The following is a 23,988-nucleotide window of genomic DNA, read 5'->3' as shown; positions in this document are numbered from 1 at the left end:
CCGGAAGCACCCGGTCGACGGCAGTCGGCGGTCGATGACTCAGTTCTCGGGGTGGCGGCGCTTGAAGTCCTCGTACGTCTCGCTGGCCAGTTCCAGCTCCCGGACGTGCGCCTCCAACTCGGCCTGGCGCACCACCGCCTCGGCGCGGACCCGGGCGAGCGCCAACTCGTGGCGGCGGTTGCGGTACCGGCTCCAGCCCCGGACCCCGGCCCAGGCGATCCAGCCACCGCTGGCCGCCAGTCCGGTCACCACGAAGGCGAGGAGGAACTCCATCCCGGCTCCTTCCGTCGGCCGGCGTACGACCGGCCCGTCGTTGCCGTCCAGGTCGTCGTCCGGCACGTTGGTCGACGTGCCGGACGACGACCGCTCGTCAGTTGACGTCGCGCCGCACCGCGACCCAGGTACCCAGGCCGAACATGAGCAGTACGTAGGCTGCCAGCACGGTAGCCGGCAACCAGGCGCTCGACGACTCCATCACCCCCGGCGTGCCGCCCTCGAACTGGGAGGGCGCGCCGAGCGCCCCGGCGACCGAGCCGGAACTCGGGGCCAGGAGCACCTTCTGGAGCACCTTCAACGGTTCGAGCACCAGGGCGAGGCCGTTGACCGCGTTCTCCAGCACCAGCGTCCAGACCAGACCGACCGCGATGGCGGTCGCGGTGCTGCGGAACGCGATGGCCAGGAAGTAGCCGACGCTCGCGTGCGCGGTGCAGATCAGCCAGGCCGCCCCCACCGCGCCGGCCAGCGAACCAACCGACGGCCAGTCGAGCCCCTGCCCCTCGACGGTGGCGAGGATCGCGGTGACCACGGCCAGGGCGGTGAAGGTGATCAGCACCAGCAGCAGGGTGAGGCCGCAGAGCGCCACGGCGTGCCCGAGCATCACCTGCGCCCGCCGGGGTCGTTGGGTGAAGATCAGGTTGAGCGTGCCCCAGCGGTACTCGTTGCCGACGACCAGCGCGCCGAGGATCACCACGATCGCGCCGCCGAAGAGCGGGAAGAGCCCGATCCCGGTGGACACCAGCTTCTCCGGCAGCACGGTGGTGAGCAGCGACTCGGCCGCCTCGGCCTGTTTCGGGTCACCGGAGAGGGCCAGGTGCACGATGTACGGGATGCCGATGCCGAACGCGATGGCCAGGATCGTCCAGGTCGCGGTGACGGTCCAGACCGCCGGCCGCTTCCGGTCGGCGAACCAGGCGGCACGTACCGATGCGATCACTTGTCGCCCTCCCCCGGGCTCGTCGGGCCCGTCTCACCGGTGGTCCGCTCGGCCTTGGTCAGTTCCAGGAACGCCTCCTCCAGCGAGTGGCGCACCGGCCGCAGTTCGCGGACCTCGACGCCGGCCTGGACCAGGAGCCGGTTGAGTTCCGCGGCCAGCGCCGGGTCGGTGGCGACCCGTAGCGTGTCGTCGACGGTATCCACCCGTTGCACGGCCGCATGGTCGGTCAGGCAGGCGACTGCCTTGTCCACCGGATCGGCGACGATGACCAGCGACCCGCTACCGAGGCGGGCCCGTAGCTCGTCGGGCGTGCCGTCGGCGACGAGCCGACCGCCGTCGATCACCGCGATCCGGTCGCAGACCTGCTCGACCTCGCCGAGGACATGGCTGGAGAGCAGCACGGTGTGCCCGCGCTGGCCCAGCGAGCGCAGCAGTTCGCGCATCTCCGACACGCCGGCCGGGTCCAGCCCGTTCGTCGGCTCGTCGAGGATCAGCAGGTGCGGCTGCTTGAGCAACGCGGCGGCCACGCCGAGGCGCTGCTTCATACCCAGTGAGTACTCGCGGAACCGGGAGCCGGCCCGCGCGCTGAGGTCCACCTCGGCCAGCACCCGCTCGGCCGCGCTCTCCGGCACGCCCGCGTACCGGGCCGCCAGGCGCAGATTGTCGAGCCCGGACAGGTGTGGGTAAAAGGTCGGAGATTCGATCAAGGCCCCGACCTGAGCCAACTGTTCCGGTGTGCCGGGCGGCTGTCCGAGGACACGGATCCGGCCGCTGGTGGGTCGGACCAGTCCGACGAGCATCCGCATCGTGGTGGTCTTGCCCGCGCCGTTGGGTCCGAGGAAGCCGAAGACCTCTCCCCGCGGCACCCGAAGGCGCAGGTCAGCCACGGCGGTGACCCCACCCGGGTACCGCTTCGTGACGCCGTCCAACTCGATGGCGAAATCGTCACCCATCAGCCCGACACCACGACCAAGAAATACGCTCAAGCGAACACGTCGGCAAGATTGTCTCCGTCCTCATCCGGCCACCTCGGCTTTCCTGTTAACACGATCGAGATTGTTGCAAATCCGATGGCGGCGTCGGCACGAATCAATCCCGGCGGCCGTCCGGTGGACCGGAGCAAACCGGTCGTGTCCGGAGTGGACGGTGCGACAGGGCCTTACACAGCACGCTTTCATGGCCCCTGAACTGCAAAGAGCCGGATGCCGACCACAGGCTAGCCGAGGTCGATCTTTCATGGAAGAGCACACGCCGGATTGTCCGGAAGGACCTCTTCCACCCCAGCCCAGAACAAGGGACCTTGCCGCGTACCACCAGCTTCACGAAACATTTGTTTGACGCTCGTGAACGTCTTGTGCACGATGGTGCTCACTTTTGGAACGGCCACAGTCGATGGCATAGGAGCCTGCATGAGCGTGCTAACGGACGGTGACCAGACCCTTGAGATGCGTCCCAAGCTGCGCCATGACGTGGTGTTCCTCGACGCTCCGGCCGGCGCCTACCTGCGCGGACCGGACTCGGCGTTCCTCATCAAGGGCCGCACCGCCTTCCGCTGGCTGTCCTCGCTGAGCCCCTACCTCAACGGCGAGCACAGCCTGGGCCAGCTCTGCGCCGACCTCGACGAGAGCCAACGGCGGACCGTGGTCAGCCTGGTCCGGGCCCTGGTCAGCCGCGGCTTCGCCAAGGACGCCCGGGGTCGCGCCGACCTGGCCGAGCCGGTGGCCCGCCGGTTCGCCCCGCAGATCGAGTTCGTCGACCACTTCGCCGACGACCCCACCGGCCGCTTCGCGCGCTTCCACACCACCCGGGTGGCGCTCGGCGGATCCGGGGAGACCCTGCTCGCCGCGGTCACCGGACTGCTGCGCAACGGGTGCGTGTCCCTGGACGTCTACCCCGACGACGCCCCGGAGACCTACCGCACCGCGCTGGCCGCGGAGGTCGACGAGCTGCGCGCCGAGGGCGTACCGGCCGAGGTGCGGGTGCACACCGGCCCGCTCGACCCGACCGGCGTCGACGCGGTCGTGTACTGCACCGACGGGACCGACCTGGCCCGCCTGCACGAGCTCGCCCGCACCTGCCACCGGGACGGCCCGCTCCTGGTGCCGGTCTACGCCGACAGCGACCGGGCGGTGCTCGGCCCCGTCGTCGCCGCCGGACAGACGCCCTGCTGGCTCTGCGCGCAGTTCCGACTCACCGCCTCCGCCGAGCCCGCCGTCGCCGCCGAGTTCTGGCGCCGGCTCGCCGTCGGACCGGACGGCGGCGAACCGGCGGCCCTGCCCCAGGTCACCGCCCGGACGCTGGGCAACGCCGCCGCCTTCGAACTCTTCCGGGTCCGCACCGGAGCCCTCGCCCCGGACACCGGCACGTCGGTGCTCCTGCTCGACCAGTCCACCCTGGAGTCCAGCCGCGAGCGGGTCCTGCCCCACCCGGCCTGCCCGGTCTGTCGGGACGTCGAGGTGCCCGAGGCCACCGAGGACGCCGCCGCCGACGAGGACGAGACCTACCAGCGGGCCGGCGTGCTGGTCTCCGACCACGCCGGGGTCTTCACCCGGTTCGTCGACGACCCGCTGGAGCAGTCTCCACTGAAGACGGCGCGGCTCCGGGTGCCGGGCCGGCGGGGGCCACGCGAGCTGACCACCTTCGACGTGCACACCGTGCTGGGCGCCCGCCTCGAGGCGTACCGGGTCGCGATCCGCGAGCACGTCGGCCGGTACGCCCGCCCGGTCGGCGCGGTCGACGGCACCGCCGCCGAGCTGCTCGCCGCCGGTCACCGCCCGGTGCCGTGGACGCAACTGGACACCGCCGCCGGGACCCTGCCGTACGACGCGGACCGGCACACCACCTGGGTGCCGGCACGGACCCTCGACGGCGCGGTCGAGCTGCTGGTGCCGGCCGCGCTGGTGCTGCCGCTGTCCGGGGCGAACGCCGACGGCTACGCCGAGCGGACCCCCGCCGGGGCGGCGGTCGGCGACACCCTCGACGCGGTGATCGACCAGGGGCTCGCCGACGCGCTGGCGTACCGGGCACTCACCGGCGCCCTGCGCGGCCGGGACGGACTCGTCGCGATCGCCGAGGAGGACCTCGTCGCCGACGAGGACACCGCGCTGGTGATCAAGGCGGCACACCGATTCGGCTGGCAGGTCGCGCTCTACGGACTGGCCGGCGCGGCCCCGGCGCACGCCGTCCTCGCGGTGACCACGCCGCCCGACGGCGGCGACCGGCTCTGGACCCTGGTCGCCGGCTTCGACCCGGTCACCACCCGCCGCGCGGCGGCCCGGGACCTGGTCGGCCTGATCCAGGTACGGCACTTCGAGGGCGTTTCGGCCGACCCGGGCGACCCGTTCCTGGTCGACCTCGACCCGGCGACCCTGACCGCCGCCGCGACCACCACCAGCGGCGCGGCCCCGACCGCCACCGACCGGGAGACCGTCCTCGCCGCCCTGGCCGCGTGCGGGACCGACGCCCTGCTGGTGGAGACGACCACCCGGGACGTACGGGCCAGCGGGGCGTTCCGCAGCGGCGTGGTGCTGCTGCACCAGCGCCCCACGGCCGACTGAAACCACCACGACAGTGGTCCCACGAGGCACGCGACCCGGAAAGGAGGTGAACACATGCCGATCACCCTGAACCACGAGCTCCGCGAGCTGGAGACCGAGACCTTCGAAATCGAGGAGGTCGAGGACGGTGCCGAGGCGCTGGCCGCGACCAGCTCCAGCTGCTCCTGCTCCAGCTGCTGCTCCTGCAGCACCTCGAGCTGCTGCTCCACCAGCACCAGCACCTCGAGCTGCGGCTGAGGCTGCCCGGGGTCGACCCCACGCTGACGTCCCCAGTCCGAAGCCGGTCTCCGCAGGAAACCGCACCATCCGCCGCCGGTCGTCCGCGACCGGCGAGCAGCCCCCCGCGTGCCTCCACCGGTCCACTGTGGTGGTGCGGACCGGACCCGACCACGACTGGCATTTCACCGCGGCTCGAGGAGAGGCCCATGGCACCACAGCACCCCGCGTCCGTCGCGCTTCCGGAGTCCGTTCGCAGCGAGCTGCGGAACCTCCAGACCGAGACGTTCGAGGTCGAGGACATCGCGGACCTGTCCGCCGATGTCATGGACATCTGCAGCAGCAGCACCAGCACCTCGAGCTGCTCCAGCTGCAGTACGTCGAGTTGTTGCAGCTGCACCTCGTCGAGTTGCAGCAGCACAAGCTGAACCGCGGCGCCGTCGGCTCGTCCGGCGGTGCCGTGGTCCGAGAGCGTTGAGGGGAGGTGTGAACAATGCCGGAACTCAGTGAGGAACTCCGCGCGCTGGAGACCGAGACCTTCGAGATCGAGGACGTCGACGCCGTCGACGCGATGGTCATGGCCTGGTCCAGCTCGAGCTGCTCCTGCTCCAGCTGCTGCTCCTGCAGCACGTCCAGCTGCTGCAGCACCAGCACCAGCACCGGTTGTGGCGGGGGCTGATCCGCCCCACCACCGTCCCCGCCGGCGCGCCTTGCCGGCGGGGATCCCACCCTCGACTCCGCACCACGGTACCGACCCGTCAGACAGGTGACGCAGATGATCGTCGACGTCCGGACCACCTCCACCGGGTGGGACACCAGCCTCAAGCAGCTCGGGGAGGCGTTCCACGAACGGGCCCAACGCCCGGCCGACGGATCGGACCGCGCGGCGTCGCCGTGGGACGGGGTCACCGTCCGCCTCGCCGCGCTCGGCCTCACCGACGTCAACCAGGACCCCACCGGGGCACCCGACGGCGAGGTCGTCCCGATCTGGCTGCACGGCGCGACCGCGCTGGTCGGCCCCCGCTGGTCCGGCCCCGCCGCCGACTCCCGCCCCGGCCCGTGCCCGCTCTGTGTGCAGCGCCGCTGGCAGGCCATCCGGGTACGGGACGAACGGCACGCCCTGGAACACGGCGCCCGAGTCGGCGTCGCCGGCCCGCTGCCGCACCTGACCCCGTTCGCGGTCGAGGCGATCTGGCAGTTGTTCGTCCGCGCCAGCGCCCCGGAGGCCACCCGCCCCGGCGTCGGCCGGGTGTACCAACTGCGGATGGACACCCTGGAGACCACGGTGGCCGAGGTGATGGCCGACTCCGAGTGCCCCGCCTGTGCCACCGTCCACCCGGACACCGCCGAACGGGCGATCATCCCGCTGGTTCCCCGCCCCAAGCCGAGCCCGACCACGTACCGGCTGCGCTCCGCCGACGAGCTGGACCTGCCGGTCGCCGCGCTGGCCAACCCGGTCGCCGGGACGCTCGGCGGCAACGCGCTGCGGGCGTACAACGCCAACTCGACCGCGCCGGTGACCGGCTACTTCCGGGTGCGCAGCCGCTTCGACCTGCACGAGATGTGGTGGAGCGGGCACGCCAACAGCTACGGCAGCAGCGAGACGTACGCGCTGCTCGAAGGGCTGGAGCGGTACGCCGGGCAGTTCCCCCGGGCCAAGCGGACCGAGGTCGTGGACAGCTACGCCAACCTCGCCCCGGACGCGATGGACCCGGCCGGGCTCGGCTACCACCCGGCCTTCTACGAGGGCCACGGGCTCTACTACACCCCGTACTCGCCGACCGAGCCGATGCACTGGGTCTGGGGCTACTCGCTGCGCGACAAGCAGCCCCGACTCGTCCCCGAGCAGCTCGTCTACTACCTGGACCGGCGGGAGAAGCAGCGCAAGTTCGTCCAGGAGTGCTCCAACGGCTGCGCCAGCGGCAGCTCCCCGGAGGAGGCGCTGCTGCACGGCATGCTCGAACTCGTGGAACGGGACGCCTTCCTGCTCGCCTGGTACGGCTCGTCCCGGCTGGCCGAGATCGACCCGGCCACCTGCCAGGACGAGAAGGTGCACTTCATGCTCGACCGGGTCGAACTGCTCGGGTACGACATCCGGCTCTTCGACACCCGCGCCGACCTGCCCGTACCGGTGGTGACTGCGGTCGCGGTCAAGCGCGGCGAGGGCCTGGGGCAGCTCTGCTTCGCCGCCGGGGCGAGCCTCGACCCCGACGACGCGGTCCGGGCGGCGGTCTGCGAGACCGCCTCCTACGTCCCCGGCTTCGACGAGCGGGTCGAGGCGAGCCTGCCGGACCTGCATGAGATGACCCGCGACTACACGAGAGTCACCGAGCTGAGCCACCATGCGCTGCTCTACGGCCTGCCGGAGATGACCCAGCACGCGGCGTTCCTCTTCGACGACCCGCCGAAGCGTTCGATGACCGAGCTGTACGGCGACTGGCTGGCCGTCCGCCCCGACCACGACGACCTGACCGCCGACGTGGAGTACCTGGCCGGGCTGATCGCCGGACTCGGCGGCGACGTCCTCGCCGTCGACCAGACCTGCCCGGAGCAGGAGATCGCCGGGGTGCACACGATGGCCCTCGTCGCCCCCGGGCTGATCCCGATCGACTTCGGCTGGCAGCGGCAGCGGATCCTCCACAGCGACCGGCTGGACCAGCACCTCGCTCGGGGACAGCAGGGCCCCGACCGGCTCGGCGCCACCGCACGCAACCCCCACCCGCACCCCTTCCCGTAGGAGCACCGTCATGCAGCAGGAGGCCGTCGCGGTCGTCCGGGAGTACACCGAGGCGGTGTTCCGCCGGGCGCAGGTACCGATGGAGCCGTTCAACTTCGAGGTGGACTGGGTCGACCAGCCCTCCCGCCACCTGTCCTACCCCGGCGCGCCCCGGCTGCCGCTGCCCACGGCCGTCCCGGACCTGGCCACCCTGCGGGACCTGGTCACCGGGGAGAACCTGCCCCCGGTGCGGGGCTGGTCGCTGGACCGGCTGGCCACCCTGCTGCGACTGTCGTACGGGGTGCTCGACCGGCGGATGACCGTCAACTGGAACCAGGACGCCGCCAAGCGGGCGCACTTCGAGCACGCGGTCTGGGGGCGGGGCACCGCCTCCGGCGGCGGCATGTACCCGGTGGAGATCTACCTGGTCGCCGGGGCGTCCAGCCCGCTGCTGCCCGGGGTGTACCACTACCACACCGGGCAGCACGTGCTGGAGCGGCTGCTCGTCGCCGACGTCGCCGACACCGTCCGGACGGCCCTGGGCGACGCCGCGTCCCCGGACGGGCCGGCCGCCGAGGACAGCTTCCTGCTGGCCACCCTCCGGTTCTGGAAGAACTCGTTCAAGTACAACAGCTTCTGCTACCACGTGGTCACCCAGGACCTGGGCGCGATGCTCGGCTCCTGGGACCTGCTCGCCCCGGCGCTGGGCGGGCCGCTGCGCCGGCACCTGCGCTTCGACCCGGCTCCCCTGGACCGGCTGCTCGGCTTCGACAGCGACGCGCAGAGCGTCTTCACGGTCGTCCCGGTCCGCTGGACCGACGACGGCCGCCCGGCCCCCACCGCCGCGCCGGCCGCCCGGTCCGCCACCACGTCTGCCGCGTCCGCCGCCAGTCAGGCCGGGCCGTCCACCGCGCCCGCCGCCATTCTGAGCAGGCCCGCCGGCAGCCCGGCCGACGGGCCGCGGGTACGGCACGAGCCGTTCGAGCGCTCCCAGCGGGTGCTGGAGTTCCCGCAGGTCACCACCGTGCACCGGGCGGCGGTGCACAGCGCCCCCACGCCGGGGCGGGTCGCCGACGCCGCACCGGTCGACCTGCCCGGCGACCCGGTCGCGCTGCCCGCGCCCCAGATCGACCGGCTGGCGCAGCCCCTGTCGACGGTGCTGGCCAGCCGGAACAGCAGCTTCGGCCGGTTCCGCCGCCCGCCGGAGCTGACCGCCGCCGAACTCGGCACCACCCTGGCGTTCGCCGCCGCCGGCGGGCACCACCCGGCCGACGTGAAGGGCCCCGACGGTGGCCCCGCGCTCACCCGCCTCTGGGTCTTCGCCAACCACGTCGACGGACTCGACACCGGCAGCTACGCCTACTGTGGACGACAGCACGCGCTGCTGCCCGCCGGACCGGAACCCGAGGGCGGGATGTCGGCCTTCCTGCAACAGCAGTACTTCCTGACCAACTACACGATGAGCCAGGTCGGGGCGGTGCTGGCGATCTCCGGCCGCCCGGACGCCGTACTCGACGTGTTCGGCCCGCGCGGCTACCGCGTCCTCAACGCCGAGATCGGCACCATCGCCCAGCGGGCGTACCTGTCGGCCACCGCCCAGCGGCTCGGCTGCGGCGCGGTGCTCGGCTTCGACAACGTCGCTATGAACACCGCGCTCGGGTTGGACGACACCGACGAGCGGACCGTGCTGTTCCTGCTCCTCGGGCGGCACCCCGAGGCCACCGCCGACCTGGCGTACCGGCTGTGACGTCCCCGACCCACGCCGACGCACCGACGAAGGAGAACCCCGTGACGGTGACCCTGCCCGCTCCCACGGTGAGCCCCGTGACCTGGCGGATGCCCGAGGTGTTCATGCTGCGCACCGCCGGGCTGCCGATCGAGGTCGCCGACGGGCTCTCCTTCGACCACACCGCCGCCTGGGCCCGCCGGGTGCTGGACCTGGAGGACCGGCTGCGCGAGACGGGCCGGGAACTCGCCGACGCGCTCCAGGCGGCGGTGGCCCGCAACCTCGACGACGACGGGCTGCGGCAGAAGCTGATCCGACTCCGGCGCGACGTCTACAACCTGCGCCAGCCCCGCCCCGCCGACCCGGCCGCCTGGCCGGCCGACCGGCTCGGCGCGGACACCCACGATCTGCTCACCCGGTGGCTGGCCACCTCGACGGCGTACCGGCAGGAGCTGGCCGCCGGCGCGGCGGTGCTCGACGCCGAACTGGCCGAGCGCCGGGCCACGCTGCGGGACCTGGCCGCCGACCCGGACCTGCGCGGCGGCATCCTGCTCGCGTCCCCGTCGCTGGACCAGTACCTGCCCGGCTACCTCACCGCCGGGGCGAAGCTCGGCAAGCGGGCCCGCCGGGCGGAACGCTCCCTGCTCGAGTACGCCTTCCGCACCGCCTGCAAGACCAGCCCGTTCAGCCGGCTGACCACGGTCAACGTCGGCTCCCTCGCGGACGGCACCGGCACCCTGCTCGGCGTCGACCCGGTCCCGGGCGCGGCCAAGCGGGGCAGCGCGCGGCTCAACCTGGCCGCCCTGGGCCGGCTCTCGGCGATCGTCCTGGCCGACGAGACGCTCCGCCCCGACCTGCCGGTGACCGTCACCACCGGCTGGCGCATCGAGCGCGGCCGGCTGCGCTACCTGCGCCGGCGCCGTACCGCCTCCGAGGACGGCGACGCCGCGATCACCCTGGAGTCGATCCACGAGTCGCTGTTCGTCCTGCCCACCGGCCGGATGCTGCACGACATCCTGGCCGCCCTCGACGGCGGCCGCGTCCGCCGGCTGGCCGACCTGGTCACCGAACTGGCCGTCGACGGCCGCCCCGCCGACGAGGTCGAGCAGTACCTGCACCACCTGCTCCGGGTGGGCCTGCTGGTGGTGCCGAACCTGCACCTGGACATCCACGCCGACGACCCGGTTGACGGCTACCGGACGGCGCTGCACGGCATCGGCCGGGGCTGGGCCGACAAGCTCGCCGAACGGGTCGACGTGGCCAACCGGCTCGCCACCGGCTACCCGGAACACGACGTGGACGGCCGGCGGCGCGCCCTTGCCGCGATCCGCGACGAACTCGCCGCCGCCCACGCCGACCTGGGCCGCGCCGACATCCCGGTGCCGCGCACCCTGCTCTACGAGGACGCCGCGCTGCCCACCCGGGAACCGGTGACCGCGGACCGGGGCCGCTGGGAGCGGGAGGTGCTACCCGGCCTGCGGGCGCTGGCCCGGATCATGCCGGTCTTCGACATCAACCTGCCCCGCCGGTTGGCCACCAAGGGCTTCTTCCGGGCCCGGTACGGCGACGGCGGGCGCTGCGACGACCTGCTCACCTTCGCCCACGAGTTCCAGCAGGACTTCTTCGAGCACTACACCGGCCGGATGATGCGCCGCCGGGCGTTCGACGAGGAGAACAACTACGTCCGGCAGGAGAACTGGTTCAAGCAGCCGGAGATCACCGCGTTGGACGACGCCCGGCTGGAGGTGGCCAGCCGGATGAACGAGGCGTACGACGCGCTGCCGCCGGACGCCGAGGAACTCGTCCTCGACGACGCCTTCATGACCGACGTCGCGGCCATGGTGCCGGAGACCCTCGGGGTGCTCGACCCGCGCTCGTTCTTCCTCCAGATCGCCGACCAGGGCGACCGCAACCGGGTGGTGGTGAACCGGATCTACTCCGGAATGACCCTGCTCTTCTCCCGGTTCGCGCACCTGTTCGGCGACGAGGACCTGGCCGGCCGGCTCCGCGCCGAGCTGACCCGGCTCGCCCCGCCCGGCGCGGTGCTGGCTGAACTGAAGGGCGGCTACGACGCCACGAACCTCAACCTGCACCCGGTGGTCACCCCGTACGAGCTGGTCTGCCCCGGCGAGATCAGCTTCCGGCCGGAAGCCGAGCAGATCCACATGGACGACCTCAGCATCGAACACGACCCGGAAACGGACCGGCTGCTGCTGCGTTCCCGCCGGCTCGACGCCGAGGTGATCCCGGTCTACCTGGGCTTCCTGCTGCCGATGGCGTTGCCCGAGGTGCAGCAGGTGCTGCTCACCTTCGCGTACCTGGGGATGGCCCAGCCGGACCTGTGGGCCGGCACCACCGTGCCGCTGCCCGGCACCGGCATGGTCGGCTACCCACGCATCGTGCACGGTGACCTGGTGCTGCAACGGCGGATGTGGAAGCTGCACCCGGACTTCCTGCCGCCGGCCCGCACCCCGGACCAGAGCGAGGCGGACTGGTTCCTGCGCTGGCAGCGCTGGCGGCGGGAGAACAACCTGCCCCGGCGGGTCTTCGCCACCCCGGAGGGCACCCGGCTCACCCCGGCCGCCGACGACGCGCCGCAGCCCGGCGGCCGGCCCGACCACAAGCCGCTCTACGTCGACTTCGACAGCCACTTCTCGCTGCAACTGCTGGACGCCACCGCCCGGGGAGCGGGCAGCCGGATGGTGCTGACCGAGATGCTGCCCGACCGGGACGAGCAGGTGCTGCGCGGCCCCGCCGGCACCCACGTCACCGAACTGACCGTCGAACTCAACGGCGTACGAGCCGGAAAGGTGCAGCTGTGACTGTCTTCCCGTCCCCGACGGACCACGGTTGGCTCAGCGTCCACGTCTTCTACGCCAGCAACGCCAACCCGATGCTGGTCGAGGGGGTCCGCCCGCTGGTGGACGAACTGCGGGAGGAGGGGCTGATCAGCCGGTACTTCTTCATCAAGTACTGGATGGAGGGGCCGCACGTGCGGCTGCGGGTGCTGCCCGCCCCCGGCGTCGACCCGGCGCTCGTCCGGGCCCGGGTGGACGAGGCGCTCGCGGCGTTCCTGCGTCGCCGCCCCGCGCTGTACGAGGTGGACGCCGACGGGCTCGGCGGTCTCTACAAGCAGATGTTCCTCGCCGAGTACGGCCAGGAGCGCTGGGACGTCGAGTACGGGCCGGACGGCGTGATGCCGATGCGGGCCAACAACAGCGCCCACCACATCGCGTACGAGCGGGAGTACAGCCGCTACGGCGGCCCGGCCGGCATCGAGCTGGCCGAGTGGCACTTCGAGCACTCCAGCGACGTGGTGCTGGACCTGCTCGCCACCACCAACGTGCACGTCCGACCGGTGCTGCTCGGCCTGTCCACGCAGCTCACCACGATGATGTGCGCGGCGTTCCTGGACGACGACCGGCGCATCGCCGACTTCCTCGACGAGTACCGGCGGTTCTGGGAGGTCTCCTACCAGGAGCCCAGCGACGACTACCACGCCAGTTTCGACAGCAGCTACCGGAAGATGGACGCCGCCCTGCGGGAGCGGCTCGCCGGCATCCGCGCCGCCGCCCGGGACACCGGCGTCTCGGTCACCGGCATCGAGGGACGCTGGCTGGCGCACTGCCGCGAGCTGCGGGACCGGGTGCTGGCCGCCGCCGATCGGGGCGACCTGGTGTTCCAGCGCGGCGGCGGGGAGCCGACCGTGGTCCGGGACCGGGACGCGGCCATGTCGATCCTGCTCAGCTCGTACGTGCACATGACCAACAACCGGCTCGGCGTGAGCATTCTCGACGAGATCTACCTGTCGTACCTGATCCGCACCGCGCTGCTGGACGACATGGCGCCCGGGGACCCGGCCGAGACCACCGACGACCTGGCCCCGGCCGGCGCGTGATGACGACGGTCGAAACCACCTGGACGCGGCCCCGGCTGCGTCCAGGGATCGTCCTCGGCCCCGGGCAGTGGCGCGGGGAGAAGCTCGTCCACCACGTCAAGGACCCGGAGACGGGCTGGTACTACCGGGTCGGTCCCCGGGAGCACTTCCTGCTGGCCCGGATGGACGGCACCCGCACCCTCGACGAGTTGGCCGCCGAATACGCCGAGGTGTTCCACCGCCGGCTCGGCCCGGAGAGCTGGCAGCAGCTCTTCGGCATGCTGCACCGGCGGCAACTGCTCGATGGCGCGACCGACCCGGCGGAACTCGCCCGGCTCGCCGCCACCGCCGCCGAGAGCGCGGCGAAGGCCAAGCGGGGTCCGTTGTCCGCCCGGATCCCGCTGTTCGATCCGGAACGGCTCTTCGACCGGGTGCTGCCCGCACTGCGTCCGGTGTTCACCTGGTGGTTCGTGATCCCCGCGCTGGCCACGGTGCTGGCCCTGATCGGATACGTGGCGCTGCACCTGTCCGAGCTGACCGCCGTGGTCACCGGCGGGCATCGCCCGCTCGCCGCGATTCTCGCCGCCGTGGTGATCACCTGGGCGATCGTCTTCCTGCACGAGTGCGCGCATGGCCTGGCCTGCCGGCACTTCGGCGGGCGGGTCACCGAGATCGGCATGATGTGGCGCTTCCCGATCTTCGCCCCGTACTGCAAGGTCGACGACGTGGTGCTGTTCACCCCGCGCCGACGGGTGGCGACCGCCTTCGCCGGGATCTTCGTGAGCCTGCTCGCGCTGCTGCCGTTCGCCGCGATCTGGCTGTGGGCCGACCCCGGCGTGCTGCGTGACCTGGCCGCCACGATCCTGCTCTTCGGCACCGCCGCCGCCAGCATCGGCCTGGTGCCGTTCCTGCGGCTGGACGGCTACTACATGCTCAGCCACGCGCTGAACCTGGTCGATCTGCGCGCCGACTCGTACCAGTTCTGGGGCCGGTTGCTGCGCGGCGGCCCCCGGACGGTGGCCGGATACCGGCCGCGCGACCGGGTCGTCTACGCCACGTACGGGCTGGCCTCGCTGCTGTTCGGGGTGACCCTGCTGGTGCTGCTGGTGCGCTACTGGTACGTGTCCCTGGCGACCTGGACAAGTCCCTTCTGGGCGGTCACCATCCTGGCGGTGGAGGCGGTCCTGGTGGTCGCCGCGATCGGCTACCTGTACCGCCGTCGGGCACGAGCCGCCACCGACGAAGGCGCTCCCGAGGCCAGCACCCCCGAGCCCGTCACCCCCAAGGCCAGCAGCCCCGCACCGGCAGCCGGCCCCGCGCCCGACGCGGGCTGAACCGAGCCCCCGTACCCACAGCCGAGCCGCCGCCCGACGCGGGCTGAGCCCCCGGGCGGCGGTCGCGGAAGTGGGTACGGGGTCAGCCCTCGCAGGGGACGTCGTCCACCCGGCAGCTCGTCGGGCGGGTGGCCGAGCCGGCGTTGGAGAGGTGGAACCGCAGCGACACCGAGGTTCCGGGAGCGAGGGCGACGCCACTGGTGAAGGTGAAGCGAGACCGGGAACCACTGGCCTCCGCCTGGACCAACCCCTCCACCAGGGAGGACACCAGACGGGTGCCGGGCAGCTCCACCCGCACCGTCCAGTTCCGGGGCACGTCGGAGGAGTTGGTCAGGCGCACCTCGCCGAGGAACGCCTTGTCGTAGGTCGTCACCGTCCGGTAGACCCCGGTCACCTGCCCCGGCGGGGCCGGCGCGGCCGGCGGAGGACTCAGCAGCGGCGCCCCGGCCGGCTCGGCGGGCGGGCTCGGGCTGCGTGACGAGGTCGGGGACACCACGGGGGCCGGGCTCGCGAAAGGGGTCGGGGAGGGACGGTCCGTCCGGCTCGCCGTCGGGGCCGCGTTGCGCGACGCGGCGAAGGAGGCCGCGGAGGCCGACGGCAGCGGATCGGTCGCCAGGGGCGGCCCGGGCTCCGACCGGTTGCCGACGACCGCCCCCAGGGCGATGCCCAGCAGGACGACCATCACCAGCACACCGACCGACACCACCGCCCAGGGCGAGAGCAGGAACGCACCAGACCCGTTCCACGCACGACGCCTGCTGGCCATGTTCCTCCCTCGTCGGATCCCGACGGGGAAGCGTAGCCAGCCGATACGACCAGTCGGAGTCCGACTCGGGTCCGGCCCGCCACGTGGGCGTGTCCACCGGGAAACGGCCTCGTCCACCAGGGTGTCGTGCCCTATCCGTCGGGGCTGCGGGGACGCTGCCCCACGGATCCGGACGGCGTCACCCCACAGGGATCCGGGCGGCGTCACCGCGCAGGGGTTCGGGCGGCGTCACCGCGCAGGGGTTCGGGCGGCGGAGCGGCGCCCCCGGCGGAGGTTCAGGCAGCCCGGATGACGGTGCAGATGACCGGCCCGTCGTCGGTGCCGCGCAGCAGGTAGCGGTAACGCTCGCCCGGCACCGCCTGTCCCCCGCTGTCCAGGAACTCCCACTGCACGGCCACCAGGGTCAGCAGCGGGGAGACCGGTTCCACCCGGCGGATCACCGCGTTGGCGGCCACCAGTTCGCGGACCTGGTAGTCGGGTGCGGCACCCACGAAGGAGAGTGCCACCGCCGCCGGCGAGCTGAACGAGAAGCTGTAGGTGTCAGCCACCACCAGCCCCGGCAGGGCGTAGCAGCTGGCGATGGCGGAGACATCGCCGGTGGTCAGGGCCACGCCGTACCGGTCGAAGAAGTCGGTGAGCCGGTCGAGATCGGTGGAGGCTGTCACGGCGACAGGAGTTGCCGCCCGGGCAGCCGGGCAAACCTCACCGGGGCGGGATCCGTACCTCGATCTCCGCGCCCAGCGTGGCCCCCGCATCGAGGCCGAGGTCGTCGCCGCTCCAGAACCGGCCCGGGTCGTACCAGTTCGGGCGCCGCCCCGGCGGAAGCAGCCCCATCGCCTCGTAGGTCACGGCGACCACCTCCGCGCAGTACGCGGTCTCCAGAGACCGGTTCGGCGCGGCGCCCGGCCCCTCGGAGCCGGCGAGCTGCCCCTCGAGATCAGCGGGCTGTTCCTTGGCGGCGAGCTGCCTCGCGTCGCCGCGCTGCTCCTTGGCGTCGGCTGCGAGGGATGCGGGGCGGCTCCACCCGGGCAGCACAGGTCGGGGGATCGCCGGGGCCCGCCCGCGCAACCAACGCCAGGCGAGCTGGGCGGTGGACGGGAAGGGCGTGCCGTCGAGTCGGGCGACGGTACGCAGCACGGCGTCCTCCATCGCCGGCCCGGCCGGCGGTTCGAGCTGCCGCAGCCAGGCCTGCTGGCCGTACCGGTTGGCCCAGACGCAGACGGCGTCGCGCAGGTCGTGCAGTTGCACGCCACGCTGGTGGGTGCCGGTCCACATGTCCGGCAGGGAGCGGCCCAGCTCGGCGTGCCACATCAGCGGCGGCAGGTCGTCCAGCACCACCGCCATGCCGACGTGGTTGACCGGGCTGTTGGTGGTGAGCTGGATGGCCCGGTCCGGCACACTCCGCCCCCGGAACACCCACACGTCGCCGGTCCGGGTCAGCTCGACCGCCTCGTCCAGGCTGATACTCATGGCGCATTACCCTAGGCCCATGCGGCAACGGATGCAGTGGTGGAAACTCCTCGGACTGGCCGGCGTGGTCGGGGTCGCGGCGACCGGCGTGGTGGTCGCCCGCGCGGAGCGGCGGCGCCGGGCGTACACCCCGGAGGAGATCCGGACCCGGTTGCGCGACCGACACGCCAAGGCCAGTGGGACCGCACCGGCGGACGACGAAAGCTGACACCGCACCGCTCGGTGTATTCGCGGGCCAGTCTTCGGGCGGTTTGTCCAACGGTAGGGAGGTCTGGCCGCCTGGGTTGTTTGTCCGGTTCACGCCGCCCGGTGGTGACCCCGGTCACCGTACGGCGGGCATGGACGCGACCCCGCGGCTGTTGTACAGGGGGTAACCGCCCGAGCCCCGACCTCAAGGGGTGCCGCCCCGGCCTTCACGGTATGCCGCCCCCGACCTCGTGGGGCCGGAATGGCCGGCCCGGCGGGTTGGTTACATCTCCCGGAACCCCGATCGGAGACGCCCTCCGGCTCTCCGACGCGCGAAACCCCTTCCTCGCGTGGCGCCCCACCCCCGGATCCCCCCGGGTGCCGCGTCCCCCGAGCGAGAGGTGACGACATGCGTACCGATCTGTTCCGCAAGACCGTCCTGACCGCTGCCGGCGCCGTGTTCGCCGGTGGGATGATCGCCGGCCCGGTCGCCGCGAGCGCCGCCGTCGACGCGAACCCGAAGCCGGTGACGATGAACGCCGAGCGTGGCCACGGCCACGGTAAGGGCGGCAAGGAACTGCGGGTCCGCTACGAGGCCCAGCCGAACTTCTTCTACTGCGGTCCGGCTGCGGCGCGTAACGCGCTGACCACGATGGACAAGAACGTCACCCAGGACGACCTGGCCCACGAGATGGGCACCACCGAGAACGGCACCGACAGCGCCCACCAGATCACCAAGGCGCTGAACATCAAGGCCGGCAAGGACACCTACCGCACCATCGAGATCTCCGGCGCCAAGGCCGACGACGCGCAGACCGACACCCTGCGCAAGGATGTCGTCAAGGCCGTCGACAACGGGCGCGCGGTGGTGGCCAACATCGCCGGCACCGCCACCGACACCGACGGCGGCGTCCACTCCTTCGAGGGCGGCCACTACATCAGCGTCGTGGGCTACCGCGACGGCGGCGACACCGTGAAGATCTCCGACTCCGCCAACCCGGACCAGTCCTCGTACTGGATCACCACCGACGCCCTCGCCGACTGGATCGCCACCCGCGGCTACTCCGCCTGACCGTGATCAGACCAACGGGCCGGCCCCCACACCTGGGGGCCGGCCCGTTGCCGTGTGTCCGGATCCGTCAGCCCATCGGGCCAGCCCGTAGCCGTATGTCCGGGCCCGCCAGCCTGTCGTATCGGCCCGTAGCCGTATGTCCCGGCCCGCCAGCCCGTCGGGTGGGCCCGTCGCCGTATGTCCCGGCCCGCCAGCCCGTCAGCCTGGCGTGTCGGCCCGGTCCACCGCCTCGGCCAACGCCTCGGCCGTACGACCGACCAGCGCCCCGCCGTCGTCCAGCAGCAGGATCGGCCGTTGGATCAGCTCCGGTGCGGCCACCATCGCCTCGATCCAGCGGGGTACGGACGCCTCGTCGCGCGGCCAGTCGGCCATGCCGCGATCGACGGCGGCCCGCTCGCCGAGCCGGCAGATCTCCCACGGCCGGGCGTCGAGGCGGCGCAGCACCTCGGTCAGTTCCGCCGCGCTCGGCGGCTGCTCCAGGTAGGCCCGCAGCCGGTACGGCACACGCGCGGCGTCCAGGGTCTCCCGCGCACCAACGCACTTCGAACAGGACGGGTTGTGCCACATCTCCATACCCCGCATCGTGACAGACCCCCTTCCCCCTTCCCCCTTCCCCTCCCACCCCCGCCACCCCGCCACCCCGCCACCTCGCCACCTCGCCACCTCGCCACCTCGTCGATCATGGAGTTGTGGTACCGCCCAAACCTCGCAATCGTCGCCAAACGTGGCACCACAACTCCATGATCGACGGGGCAGGGCAGGGCAGGACGGGGCCGGGCGGGGCGGGGCGGGAATCGGCTTGGGGGTGGGGGTGTTGTACAGGGTTCACCCCCGAGCACCCCGACCGGCGTCATCATGCCGGCACCCCGGGCGGCGTCATGCGCGCTGGCTCCGGCTGGCGTCGTGCACGCCGGCTCCCGGGCCGGTGTTGTGTGTGCCGTGCAGGCCGGCGCCCGGCTCGTGGAATGTGGGCCGGTCCGCGGGTGTTGTATATGGCTGGCGCACACCCGTGCGGGCTGAGGCCCCGGGACCGTGCCCCTGATCTTCTTCCCCAGTACGTGTGGCGTCCCCGCGCCCCGCGTCATCCCCCGTGACGGAAAGGCAGGACACCCCCATGACCACGCTGATCCGTAAGGCTGCTCTGACCGCTGCTGGTGCCGCTCTCGTCGGTGGCGCCCTGGCCGCCCCGGCCACTGCTTTCGCCGCCCCCGCCAGCACGCACGCCCCGACCGCCTCGGTGACCACTGACCGCGGCCACGACCGTGACGGTGGTGGTAAGGGTGGTAAGGAACTGCGGGTCCGCTACGAGGCCCAGCCGAACTTCTTCTACTGCGGTCCCGCCGCGGCGCGTAACGCGCTGACCACGATGGACAAGAACGTCTCGCAGGACGACATGGCCCGCGAGATGGGCACCACCGAGAACGGCACCGACTCGGCGCATCAGATCACCAAGGCGCTGAACGTCAAGGCGGGTAAGGACACCTTCCGCACCGTGGAGATCTCCACTCCCACCGCGGACGACAAGCAGACCGACACCCTCCGCAAGGACGTGATCAAGGCCGTCGACAACGGACACGGCATCGTGGCGAACATCGCCGGCACCGCCACCGACACCGACGGCGGCGTCCATTCCTTCGAGGGCGGCCACTACATCAGCGTCGTGGGATACCGTGACGGCGGCGAGACCGTGAAGATCTCCGACTCCGCCAACCCCGACCAGTCCTCCTACTGGATCACCACCGACAACCTCGCCGACTGGACCGCCACCCGCGGCTACTCCGCCTGACGACAACAACACGACCGGGCCGGCCCCCTGCAACAGGGAGCCGGCCCGCCGTCGTCTCCCCGAATCCCCACCCCCACCCCCAACGGGGCTGCGCTGCGGGGTGGGGGCTTGCTGTCTCAGGGGTTGGGGCGCGGTTGCGTTCATAGCAAGACGGACGTACGGTTTTGTAGGACTGCGGAATCGCTGGTAAGTGTTGCCTAACCAGGGCGGCACCCCGAGCGGTGCGACAGACTGCTCAGGACTACTCACGGTCGCTGGTGTGAAGGAGTACGACGTGGCGAGCCTCGACACCTTCGGTGCGAAGACCCAGCTACGCGTCGGAGACGCGAGCTACGAGATTTTCAAGATCAGCAAGGTGGACGGCCACGAACGGCTGCCCTACAGCCTGAAGATCCTCCTGGAGAACCTGCTGCGGACGGAGGACGGCGCGAACATCACCGCCGACCACATCCGCCAGCTCGGCGGGTGGGACGCCACCGCCAACCCGAGCGTGGAGATCCAGTTCACCCCGGCCCGGGTGCTGATGCAGGACTTCACCGGCGTGCCCTGCGTGGTCGACCTGGCCACCATGCGGGAGGCCGTCCGCGACCTCGGCGGCGACCCGACCAAGGTGAACCCGCTCGCCCCGGCGGAGCTGGTCATCGACCACTCGGTCATCGCCGACCTGTTCGGCCGCGAGGACGCCTTCGCCCGCAACGTCGAGCTGGAGTACGAGCGCAACAAGGAGCGCTACCAGTTCCTCCGCTGGGGCCAGACCGCGTTCAACGAGTTCAAGGTCGTCCCGCCGGGCACCGGCATCGTGCACCAGGTCAACATCGAGTACCTGGCCCGTACCGTGATGGAGCGCAACGGCCAGGCGTACCCGGACACGGTCGTCGGCACCGACTCGCACACCACGATGGTCAACGGCCTGGGCGTGCTGGGCTGGGGCGTCGGCGGCATCGAGGCCGAGGCCGCGATGCTCGGCCAGCCGGTCAGCATGCTCATCCCGCGCGTGGTCGGCTTCAAGCTCTCCGGGGAGATGCCCGCCGGCACCACCGCCACCGACCTGGTGCTGACCATCACCGAGATGCTGCGCAAGCACGGCGTGGTCGGCAAGTTCGTCGAGTTCTACGGCCCCGGCGTGAGCGCGGTGCCGCTGGCCAACCGGGCCACCATCGGCAACATGTCCCCCGAGTACGGCTCCACCGTGGCGATCTTCCCGATCGACGGCGAGACCGTCCGCTACCTGGAGCTGACCGGCCGGGACGCGCAGCAGGTCGCGCTGGTCGAGGCGTACGCCAAGGAGCAGGGCCTCTGGCACGACCCGGCGGCCGAGCCGGAGTACTCCGAGCGTCTCGAGCTGGACCTGAGCACCATCGAGCCGTCCCTGGCCGGCCCGAAGCGCCCGCAGGACCGGGTGCCGCTGGGCAACGCCAAGACGCTGTTCCGCTCGGCGCTGACCGACTACGTGGCCGCCGACGAGACCGGTGGCGACGCCGGCCGCAAGCCCGGCGTACCGCAGCAGGAGAAGCCGTTCGGCGTGCAGGGCCGCGCCGACGAGGCCAGCGCCGAGTCCTTCCCGGCCAGCGACTCGCCGGCGGTCGACGGGGCGAACGACCCGGCCGACGCCCCGCGCGAGCTGGTCAACGGCGCGGTCGGCTCGGGCGGCCGGGCCAGCAACCCGATCCGGGTGACCGGGGCCGACGGCACCGAGTTCGAGCTGGACCACGGCGCGGTGGTGATCGCCGCCATCACCTCCTGCACCAACACCTCCAACCCGCAGGTCATGATCGGCGCGGCGCTGCTGGCCCGCAACGCGGTGGAGAAGGGCCTGACCCGCAAGCCGTGGGTGAAGACCACCCTCGCCCCGGGCTCGAAGGTCGTCATGGACTACTACGAGCGGGCCGGCCTCACGCCGTACCTGGAGAAGCTCGGCTTCCACCTGGTCGGCTACGGCTGCACCACCTGCATCGGCAACTCCGGCCCGCTGCCGGAGGAGATCTCCGCCGCCGTCAACGAGGCCGACCTCGCGGTCGTCTCGGTGCTCTCCGGCAACCGGAACTTCGAGGGCCGGATCAACCCGGACGTCAAGATGAACTACCTGGCGTCCCCGCCGCTGGTGGTGGCGTACGCGCTCGCCGGCACGATGGACATCGACCTGGCCAACGAGCCGATCGGCGAGGACAGCCAGGGCAACCCGGTCTACCTGCGGGAGATCTGGCCGAACACCGCCGAGATCCAGGACGTCATCGCCTCGGCGATCGGCGCGACCGGCTTCAGCGCGGCGTACGAGGACGTGTTCGCTGGTGACGAGCGCTGGCAGTCGCTGCCTACCCCGACCGGCGACACCTTCGCCTGGGCGGGCGAGTCGACCTACGTCCGCAAGCCTCCGTACTTCGAGGGCATGGAGAAGGACCCGAAGCCGGTCGTCGACATCGACGGCGCGCGGGTGCTGGCCAAGCTGGGCGACTCGGTGACCACCGACCACATCTCCCCGGCCGGCTCGATCAAGGCCGACTCCCCCGCCGGCACGTACCTCGCCGAGCACGGCGTGCCGCGTCACGAGTTCAACTCGTACGGCTCGCGCCGGGGCAACCACGAGGTGATGATCCGGGGCACCTTCGCCAACATCCGGCTGCGCAACCAGCTCGTCCCGGGTGTCGAGGGTGGCGTCACGGTCAACCACCTGACCGGTGAGCAGACCTCGATCTACGACGCCTCGGTGGCGTACCAGGAGGCGGGCGTCCCGCTGGTGGTCCTCGCCGGCAAGGAGTACGGCTCCGGATCGTCGCGGGACTGGGCGGCCAAGGGCACCATGCTGCTCGGTGTCCGGGCGGTCATCGCCGAGTCGTACGAGCGGATCCACCGCTCGAACCTGATCGGCATGGGCGTGCTGCCGTTGCAGTTCCCGGCCGGCGAGACCGCCGACAGCCTGGGCCTGACCGGCACCGAGACCTTCTCGATCGCCGGGGTGACCGCGCTGAACGACGGTGCGACCCCGCGTACCGTCAAGGTCACCACCGACACCGGCCTGGAGTTCGACGCCGTGGTCCGGATCGACACCCCGGGCGAGGCGGACTACTACCGCCACGGCGGCATCCTCCAGTACGTGCTGCGCCGGATGATCGCCAGCTAGCCGTACCCGTTCGCTGCTGAGGGCCCCCGTCTCGTCGTTCCCGACGAGACGGGGGCCGTTCTTTGGGGCGGGTGTCCAAAGTAGACGAAAGCCCTCACAGCAGCCATCGTATGTAAATATTTCGATTTAATAACGTCTGCCGATCCGGGGGCTCTGATCTCCGGCGGGCCATGTCACGATGCCCTTCGCAACCACGCGATCACCGGCCGTTGCGGCCGAACCCCGTGCACAAGCTCCCACAAGGAGGCTGCCGCATGTCCCGTCCGCCCGCCAACGACAAGGATCTGTGGGATCCCGAGTCGTACGACGGACTACGACGTCAGCTCATCCCCTCGTTCGACCTGCTCTATTCGAGCGCGGTGACCGCCGTCACGGCGAACGTCCCGGCCGACGGCCGGATCCTCGACCTCGGTGCCGGAACCGGCCTGCTCAGCGCCATCCTGCGCCGCAGCCTGCCGAATGCGCGGTTGACCCTGGTCGACCGGTCCGAACTCATGCTGACCAAGGCGCGGCAGCGTTTCATTGGTGACCCGAACATCGAGATCCGGGTCGCCGACCTCACCCAGCCCCTGCCCGGGGAACCCTTCGACGCGGTGGTCTCCGGGTTGGCGATCCACCACCTGCCCCACACCGACAAGCAGGATCTCTTCAAGCGGATCCTGGGCGCGCTGCGCCCCGGTGGCGTGTTCGTCAACGTCGATCAGATCCTGGCCCCTTTCCCGGCGCTCGAAGCCGTCTACGACCAACGCCACGAACGGCACGTCGTCGACTCCGACACCCCGCCCGACGAGTGGGCGGCCGGTCGGGAGCGCATGAAGCACGACATCTGCGCCGACCTGGACAGCCAGTTGCGCTGGCTGCGCGAGGCCGGTTTCGCCCAGGTCGACTGCCTGGTCAAGGACTGGCGGTTCGCCACCTACGCGGGTTGGGCGCCCGCCTAGCGCCGGCTCC

The 23,988-nt window shown here is 71.7% G+C and carries 21 protein-coding genes; 14 read left to right on the top strand and 7 right to left on the bottom strand.

All coding sequences use genetic code 11. The features are described from left to right. Window positions 1-39: 39 nt before the first annotated feature. The 3 genes from GA0074692_RS03085 to GA0074692_RS03075 are packed head-to-tail and all read right to left on the bottom strand — an operon-like array spanning window position 40 to window position 2,166. Window positions 40-339 carry a hypothetical protein gene (locus tag GA0074692_RS03085; protein ID WP_091639132.1) on the bottom strand — a complete coding sequence of 100 codons (300 nt, stop codon included), beginning with the start codon at window positions 337-339 and terminating at the stop codon, window positions 40-42. A gap of 31 nt (window positions 340-370) precedes the next feature. After that, window positions 371-1,213 carry an ABC transporter permease gene (locus GA0074692_RS03080; protein WP_091639130.1) on the bottom strand — a complete coding sequence of 281 codons (843 nt, stop codon included), beginning with the start codon at window positions 1,211-1,213 and terminating at the stop codon, window positions 371-373. Further along, a complete protein-coding gene (locus GA0074692_RS03075; RefSeq protein ID WP_091639128.1) occupies window positions 1,210-2,166 on the bottom strand; it encodes an ABC transporter ATP-binding protein in 957 nt (318 codons plus the stop codon). Before GA0074692_RS03075 ends, GA0074692_RS03080 begins: the two co-directional genes overlap by 4 nt. 456 nt (window positions 2,167-2,622) lie before the next feature. Here GA0074692_RS03075 and GA0074692_RS03070 point away from each other — a divergent pair, with 456 nt between their 5' ends. The 9 genes from GA0074692_RS03070 to GA0074692_RS03030 all read left to right on the top strand — a co-directional run bounded on the left by GA0074692_RS03070 (window position 2,623) and on the right by GA0074692_RS03030 (window position 14,639). After that, window positions 2,623-4,770: a TOMM precursor leader peptide-binding protein gene (locus GA0074692_RS03070; RefSeq protein WP_141725118.1), complete on the top strand. Its 2,148-nt coding sequence runs from the start codon at window positions 2,623-2,625 to the stop codon at window positions 4,768-4,770. A 54-nt stretch (window positions 4,771-4,824) separates the two neighbouring features. Then, window positions 4,825-5,007 (top strand): thiopeptide-type bacteriocin, encoded by a 183-nt coding sequence (locus tag GA0074692_RS03065; protein ID WP_091639124.1) that lies wholly within the window; start codon window positions 4,825-4,827, stop codon window positions 5,005-5,007. A 188-nt stretch (window positions 5,008-5,195) separates the two neighbouring features. After that, window positions 5,196-5,414 (top strand): hypothetical protein, encoded by a 219-nt coding sequence (locus GA0074692_RS36385; protein ID WP_091639122.1) that lies wholly within the window; start codon window positions 5,196-5,198, stop codon window positions 5,412-5,414. A gap of 65 nt (window positions 5,415-5,479) precedes the next feature. Further along, complete coding sequence (locus GA0074692_RS03055; RefSeq protein ID WP_091639120.1) at window positions 5,480-5,665, top strand: thiazolylpeptide-type bacteriocin; 186 nt, start codon at window positions 5,480-5,482, stop codon at window positions 5,663-5,665. Window positions 5,666-5,761: 96 nt separating this feature from the next. After that, window positions 5,762-7,723: a TOMM precursor leader peptide-binding protein gene (locus GA0074692_RS03050; RefSeq protein WP_091639118.1), complete on the top strand. Its 1,962-nt coding sequence runs from the start codon at window positions 5,762-5,764 to the stop codon at window positions 7,721-7,723. A gap of 10 nt (window positions 7,724-7,733) precedes the next feature. Further along, window positions 7,734-9,449: a SagB family peptide dehydrogenase gene (locus GA0074692_RS03045; protein WP_091639115.1), complete on the top strand. Its 1,716-nt coding sequence runs from the start codon at window positions 7,734-7,736 to the stop codon at window positions 9,447-9,449. Between the two features lie 41 nt (window positions 9,450-9,490). Beyond that, the gene (locus GA0074692_RS03040; protein ID WP_141725117.1) at window positions 9,491-12,250 is read left to right on the top strand and encodes a lantibiotic dehydratase; all 2,760 of its coding nucleotides are present in this window, start codon (window positions 9,491-9,493) and stop codon (window positions 12,248-12,250) included. Beyond that, window positions 12,247-13,326: a thiopeptide-type bacteriocin biosynthesis protein gene (locus tag GA0074692_RS03035; RefSeq protein ID WP_091639110.1), complete on the top strand. Its 1,080-nt coding sequence runs from the start codon at window positions 12,247-12,249 to the stop codon at window positions 13,324-13,326. The genes GA0074692_RS03040 and GA0074692_RS03035 overlap by 4 nt, the downstream gene beginning before the upstream one ends. Continuing rightward, a complete protein-coding gene (locus GA0074692_RS03030) occupies window positions 13,326-14,639 on the top strand; it encodes a M50 family metallopeptidase (protein WP_091639107.1) in 1,314 nt (437 codons plus the stop codon). The genes GA0074692_RS03035 and GA0074692_RS03030 overlap by 1 nt, the downstream gene beginning before the upstream one ends. A gap of 82 nt (window positions 14,640-14,721) precedes the next feature. On the opposite strand, the gene GA0074692_RS03025 is transcribed toward GA0074692_RS03030, so the two are convergent. The 3 genes from GA0074692_RS03025 to GA0074692_RS03015 all read right to left on the bottom strand — a co-directional run bounded on the left by GA0074692_RS03025 (window position 14,722) and on the right by GA0074692_RS03015 (window position 16,875). Beyond that, window positions 14,722-15,405, bottom strand: coding sequence for a cellulose binding domain-containing protein (locus tag GA0074692_RS03025; protein ID WP_091639104.1), 684 nt, complete (start codon window positions 15,403-15,405; stop codon window positions 14,722-14,724). A 275-nt stretch (window positions 15,406-15,680) separates the two neighbouring features. After that, a complete protein-coding gene (locus tag GA0074692_RS03020; RefSeq protein ID WP_091639102.1) occupies window positions 15,681-16,070 on the bottom strand; it encodes a hypothetical protein in 390 nt (129 codons plus the stop codon). A gap of 37 nt (window positions 16,071-16,107) precedes the next feature. Next, on the bottom strand, window positions 16,108-16,875 hold the full coding sequence (locus GA0074692_RS03015) for a hypothetical protein (RefSeq protein ID WP_091639099.1): 768 nt from the start codon (window positions 16,873-16,875) through the stop codon (window positions 16,108-16,110). 19 nt (window positions 16,876-16,894) lie between these two features. Here GA0074692_RS03015 and GA0074692_RS03010 point away from each other — a divergent pair, with 19 nt between their 5' ends. Together GA0074692_RS03010 and GA0074692_RS03005 are read left to right on the top strand one after the other, a co-directional pair. Continuing rightward, window positions 16,895-17,083: a hypothetical protein gene (locus tag GA0074692_RS03010; RefSeq protein WP_091639097.1), complete on the top strand. Its 189-nt coding sequence runs from the start codon at window positions 16,895-16,897 to the stop codon at window positions 17,081-17,083. A 387-nt stretch (window positions 17,084-17,470) separates the two neighbouring features. Beyond that, on the top strand, window positions 17,471-18,133 hold the full coding sequence (locus GA0074692_RS03005) for a C39 family peptidase (RefSeq protein WP_091639094.1): 663 nt from the start codon (window positions 17,471-17,473) through the stop codon (window positions 18,131-18,133). Window positions 18,134-18,331: 198 nt separating this feature from the next. Here the strand turns inward: GA0074692_RS03005 and GA0074692_RS03000 are convergent, their stop codons facing one another. Beyond that, window positions 18,332-18,706, bottom strand: coding sequence for an ArsC/Spx/MgsR family protein (locus GA0074692_RS03000; RefSeq protein WP_091639091.1), 375 nt, complete (start codon window positions 18,704-18,706; stop codon window positions 18,332-18,334). 541 nt (window positions 18,707-19,247) lie between these two features. Between GA0074692_RS03000 and GA0074692_RS02995 the strand changes: the two genes are divergently transcribed. The 3 genes from GA0074692_RS02995 to GA0074692_RS02985 all read left to right on the top strand — a co-directional run bounded on the left by GA0074692_RS02995 (window position 19,248) and on the right by GA0074692_RS02985 (window position 23,978). Continuing rightward, complete coding sequence (locus tag GA0074692_RS02995) at window positions 19,248-19,919, top strand: C39 family peptidase (protein ID WP_091639089.1); 672 nt, start codon at window positions 19,248-19,250, stop codon at window positions 19,917-19,919. 259 nt (window positions 19,920-20,178) lie between these two features. Then, window positions 20,179-23,037, top strand: a complete 2,859-nt coding sequence (locus tag GA0074692_RS02990; protein WP_091639086.1) for an aconitate hydratase — start codon at window positions 20,179-20,181, stop codon at window positions 23,035-23,037. A gap of 254 nt (window positions 23,038-23,291) precedes the next feature. Continuing rightward, the gene (locus GA0074692_RS02985; RefSeq protein ID WP_091639084.1) at window positions 23,292-23,978 is read left to right on the top strand and encodes a class I SAM-dependent methyltransferase; all 687 of its coding nucleotides are present in this window, start codon (window positions 23,292-23,294) and stop codon (window positions 23,976-23,978) included. Window positions 23,979-23,988: the final 10 nt, after the last annotated feature.

This window comes from Micromonospora pallida, assembly GCF_900090325.1.
Lineage (GTDB): Bacteria > Actinomycetota > Actinomycetes > Mycobacteriales > Micromonosporaceae > Micromonospora > Micromonospora pallida.
The sequence above is the reverse complement of the archived record's forward strand: the minus strand, read 5'-3'. Positions and strand labels throughout refer to the sequence as shown.

Excerpts from the sequence above, each read along its gene's own strand:
- GA0074692_RS03075 (WP_091639128.1), bottom strand. The coding sequence starts at position 2,166 with ATGGGTGACGATTTCGCCATCGAGTTGGACGGCGTCACGAAGCGGTAC.
- GA0074692_RS03070 (WP_141725118.1), top strand. The coding sequence starts at position 2,623 with ATGAGCGTGCTAACGGACGGTGACCAGACCCTTGAGATGCGTCCCAAG.
- GA0074692_RS03065 (WP_091639124.1), top strand. The coding sequence starts at position 4,825 with ATGCCGATCACCCTGAACCACGAGCTCCGCGAGCTGGAGACCGAGACC.
- GA0074692_RS36385 (WP_091639122.1), top strand. The coding sequence starts at position 5,196 with ATGGCACCACAGCACCCCGCGTCCGTCGCGCTTCCGGAGTCCGTTCGC.
- GA0074692_RS03055 (WP_091639120.1), top strand. The coding sequence starts at position 5,480 with ATGCCGGAACTCAGTGAGGAACTCCGCGCGCTGGAGACCGAGACCTTC.
- GA0074692_RS03050 (WP_091639118.1), top strand. The coding sequence starts at position 5,762 with ATGATCGTCGACGTCCGGACCACCTCCACCGGGTGGGACACCAGCCTC.
- GA0074692_RS03045 (WP_091639115.1), top strand. The coding sequence starts at position 7,734 with ATGCAGCAGGAGGCCGTCGCGGTCGTCCGGGAGTACACCGAGGCGGTG.
- GA0074692_RS03030 (WP_091639107.1), top strand. The coding sequence starts at position 13,326 with ATGACGACGGTCGAAACCACCTGGACGCGGCCCCGGCTGCGTCCAGGG.
- GA0074692_RS03025 (WP_091639104.1), bottom strand. The coding sequence starts at position 15,405 with ATGGCCAGCAGGCGTCGTGCGTGGAACGGGTCTGGTGCGTTCCTGCTC.
- GA0074692_RS03015 (WP_091639099.1), bottom strand. The coding sequence starts at position 16,875 with ATGAGTATCAGCCTGGACGAGGCGGTCGAGCTGACCCGGACCGGCGAC.
- GA0074692_RS03010 (WP_091639097.1), top strand. The coding sequence starts at position 16,895 with ATGCGGCAACGGATGCAGTGGTGGAAACTCCTCGGACTGGCCGGCGTG.
- GA0074692_RS03005 (WP_091639094.1), top strand. The coding sequence starts at position 17,471 with ATGCGTACCGATCTGTTCCGCAAGACCGTCCTGACCGCTGCCGGCGCC.
- GA0074692_RS03000 (WP_091639091.1), bottom strand. The coding sequence starts at position 18,706 with ATGGAGATGTGGCACAACCCGTCCTGTTCGAAGTGCGTTGGTGCGCGG.
- GA0074692_RS02995 (WP_091639089.1), top strand. The coding sequence starts at position 19,248 with ATGACCACGCTGATCCGTAAGGCTGCTCTGACCGCTGCTGGTGCCGCT.
- GA0074692_RS02985 (WP_091639084.1), top strand. The coding sequence starts at position 23,292 with ATGTCCCGTCCGCCCGCCAACGACAAGGATCTGTGGGATCCCGAGTCG.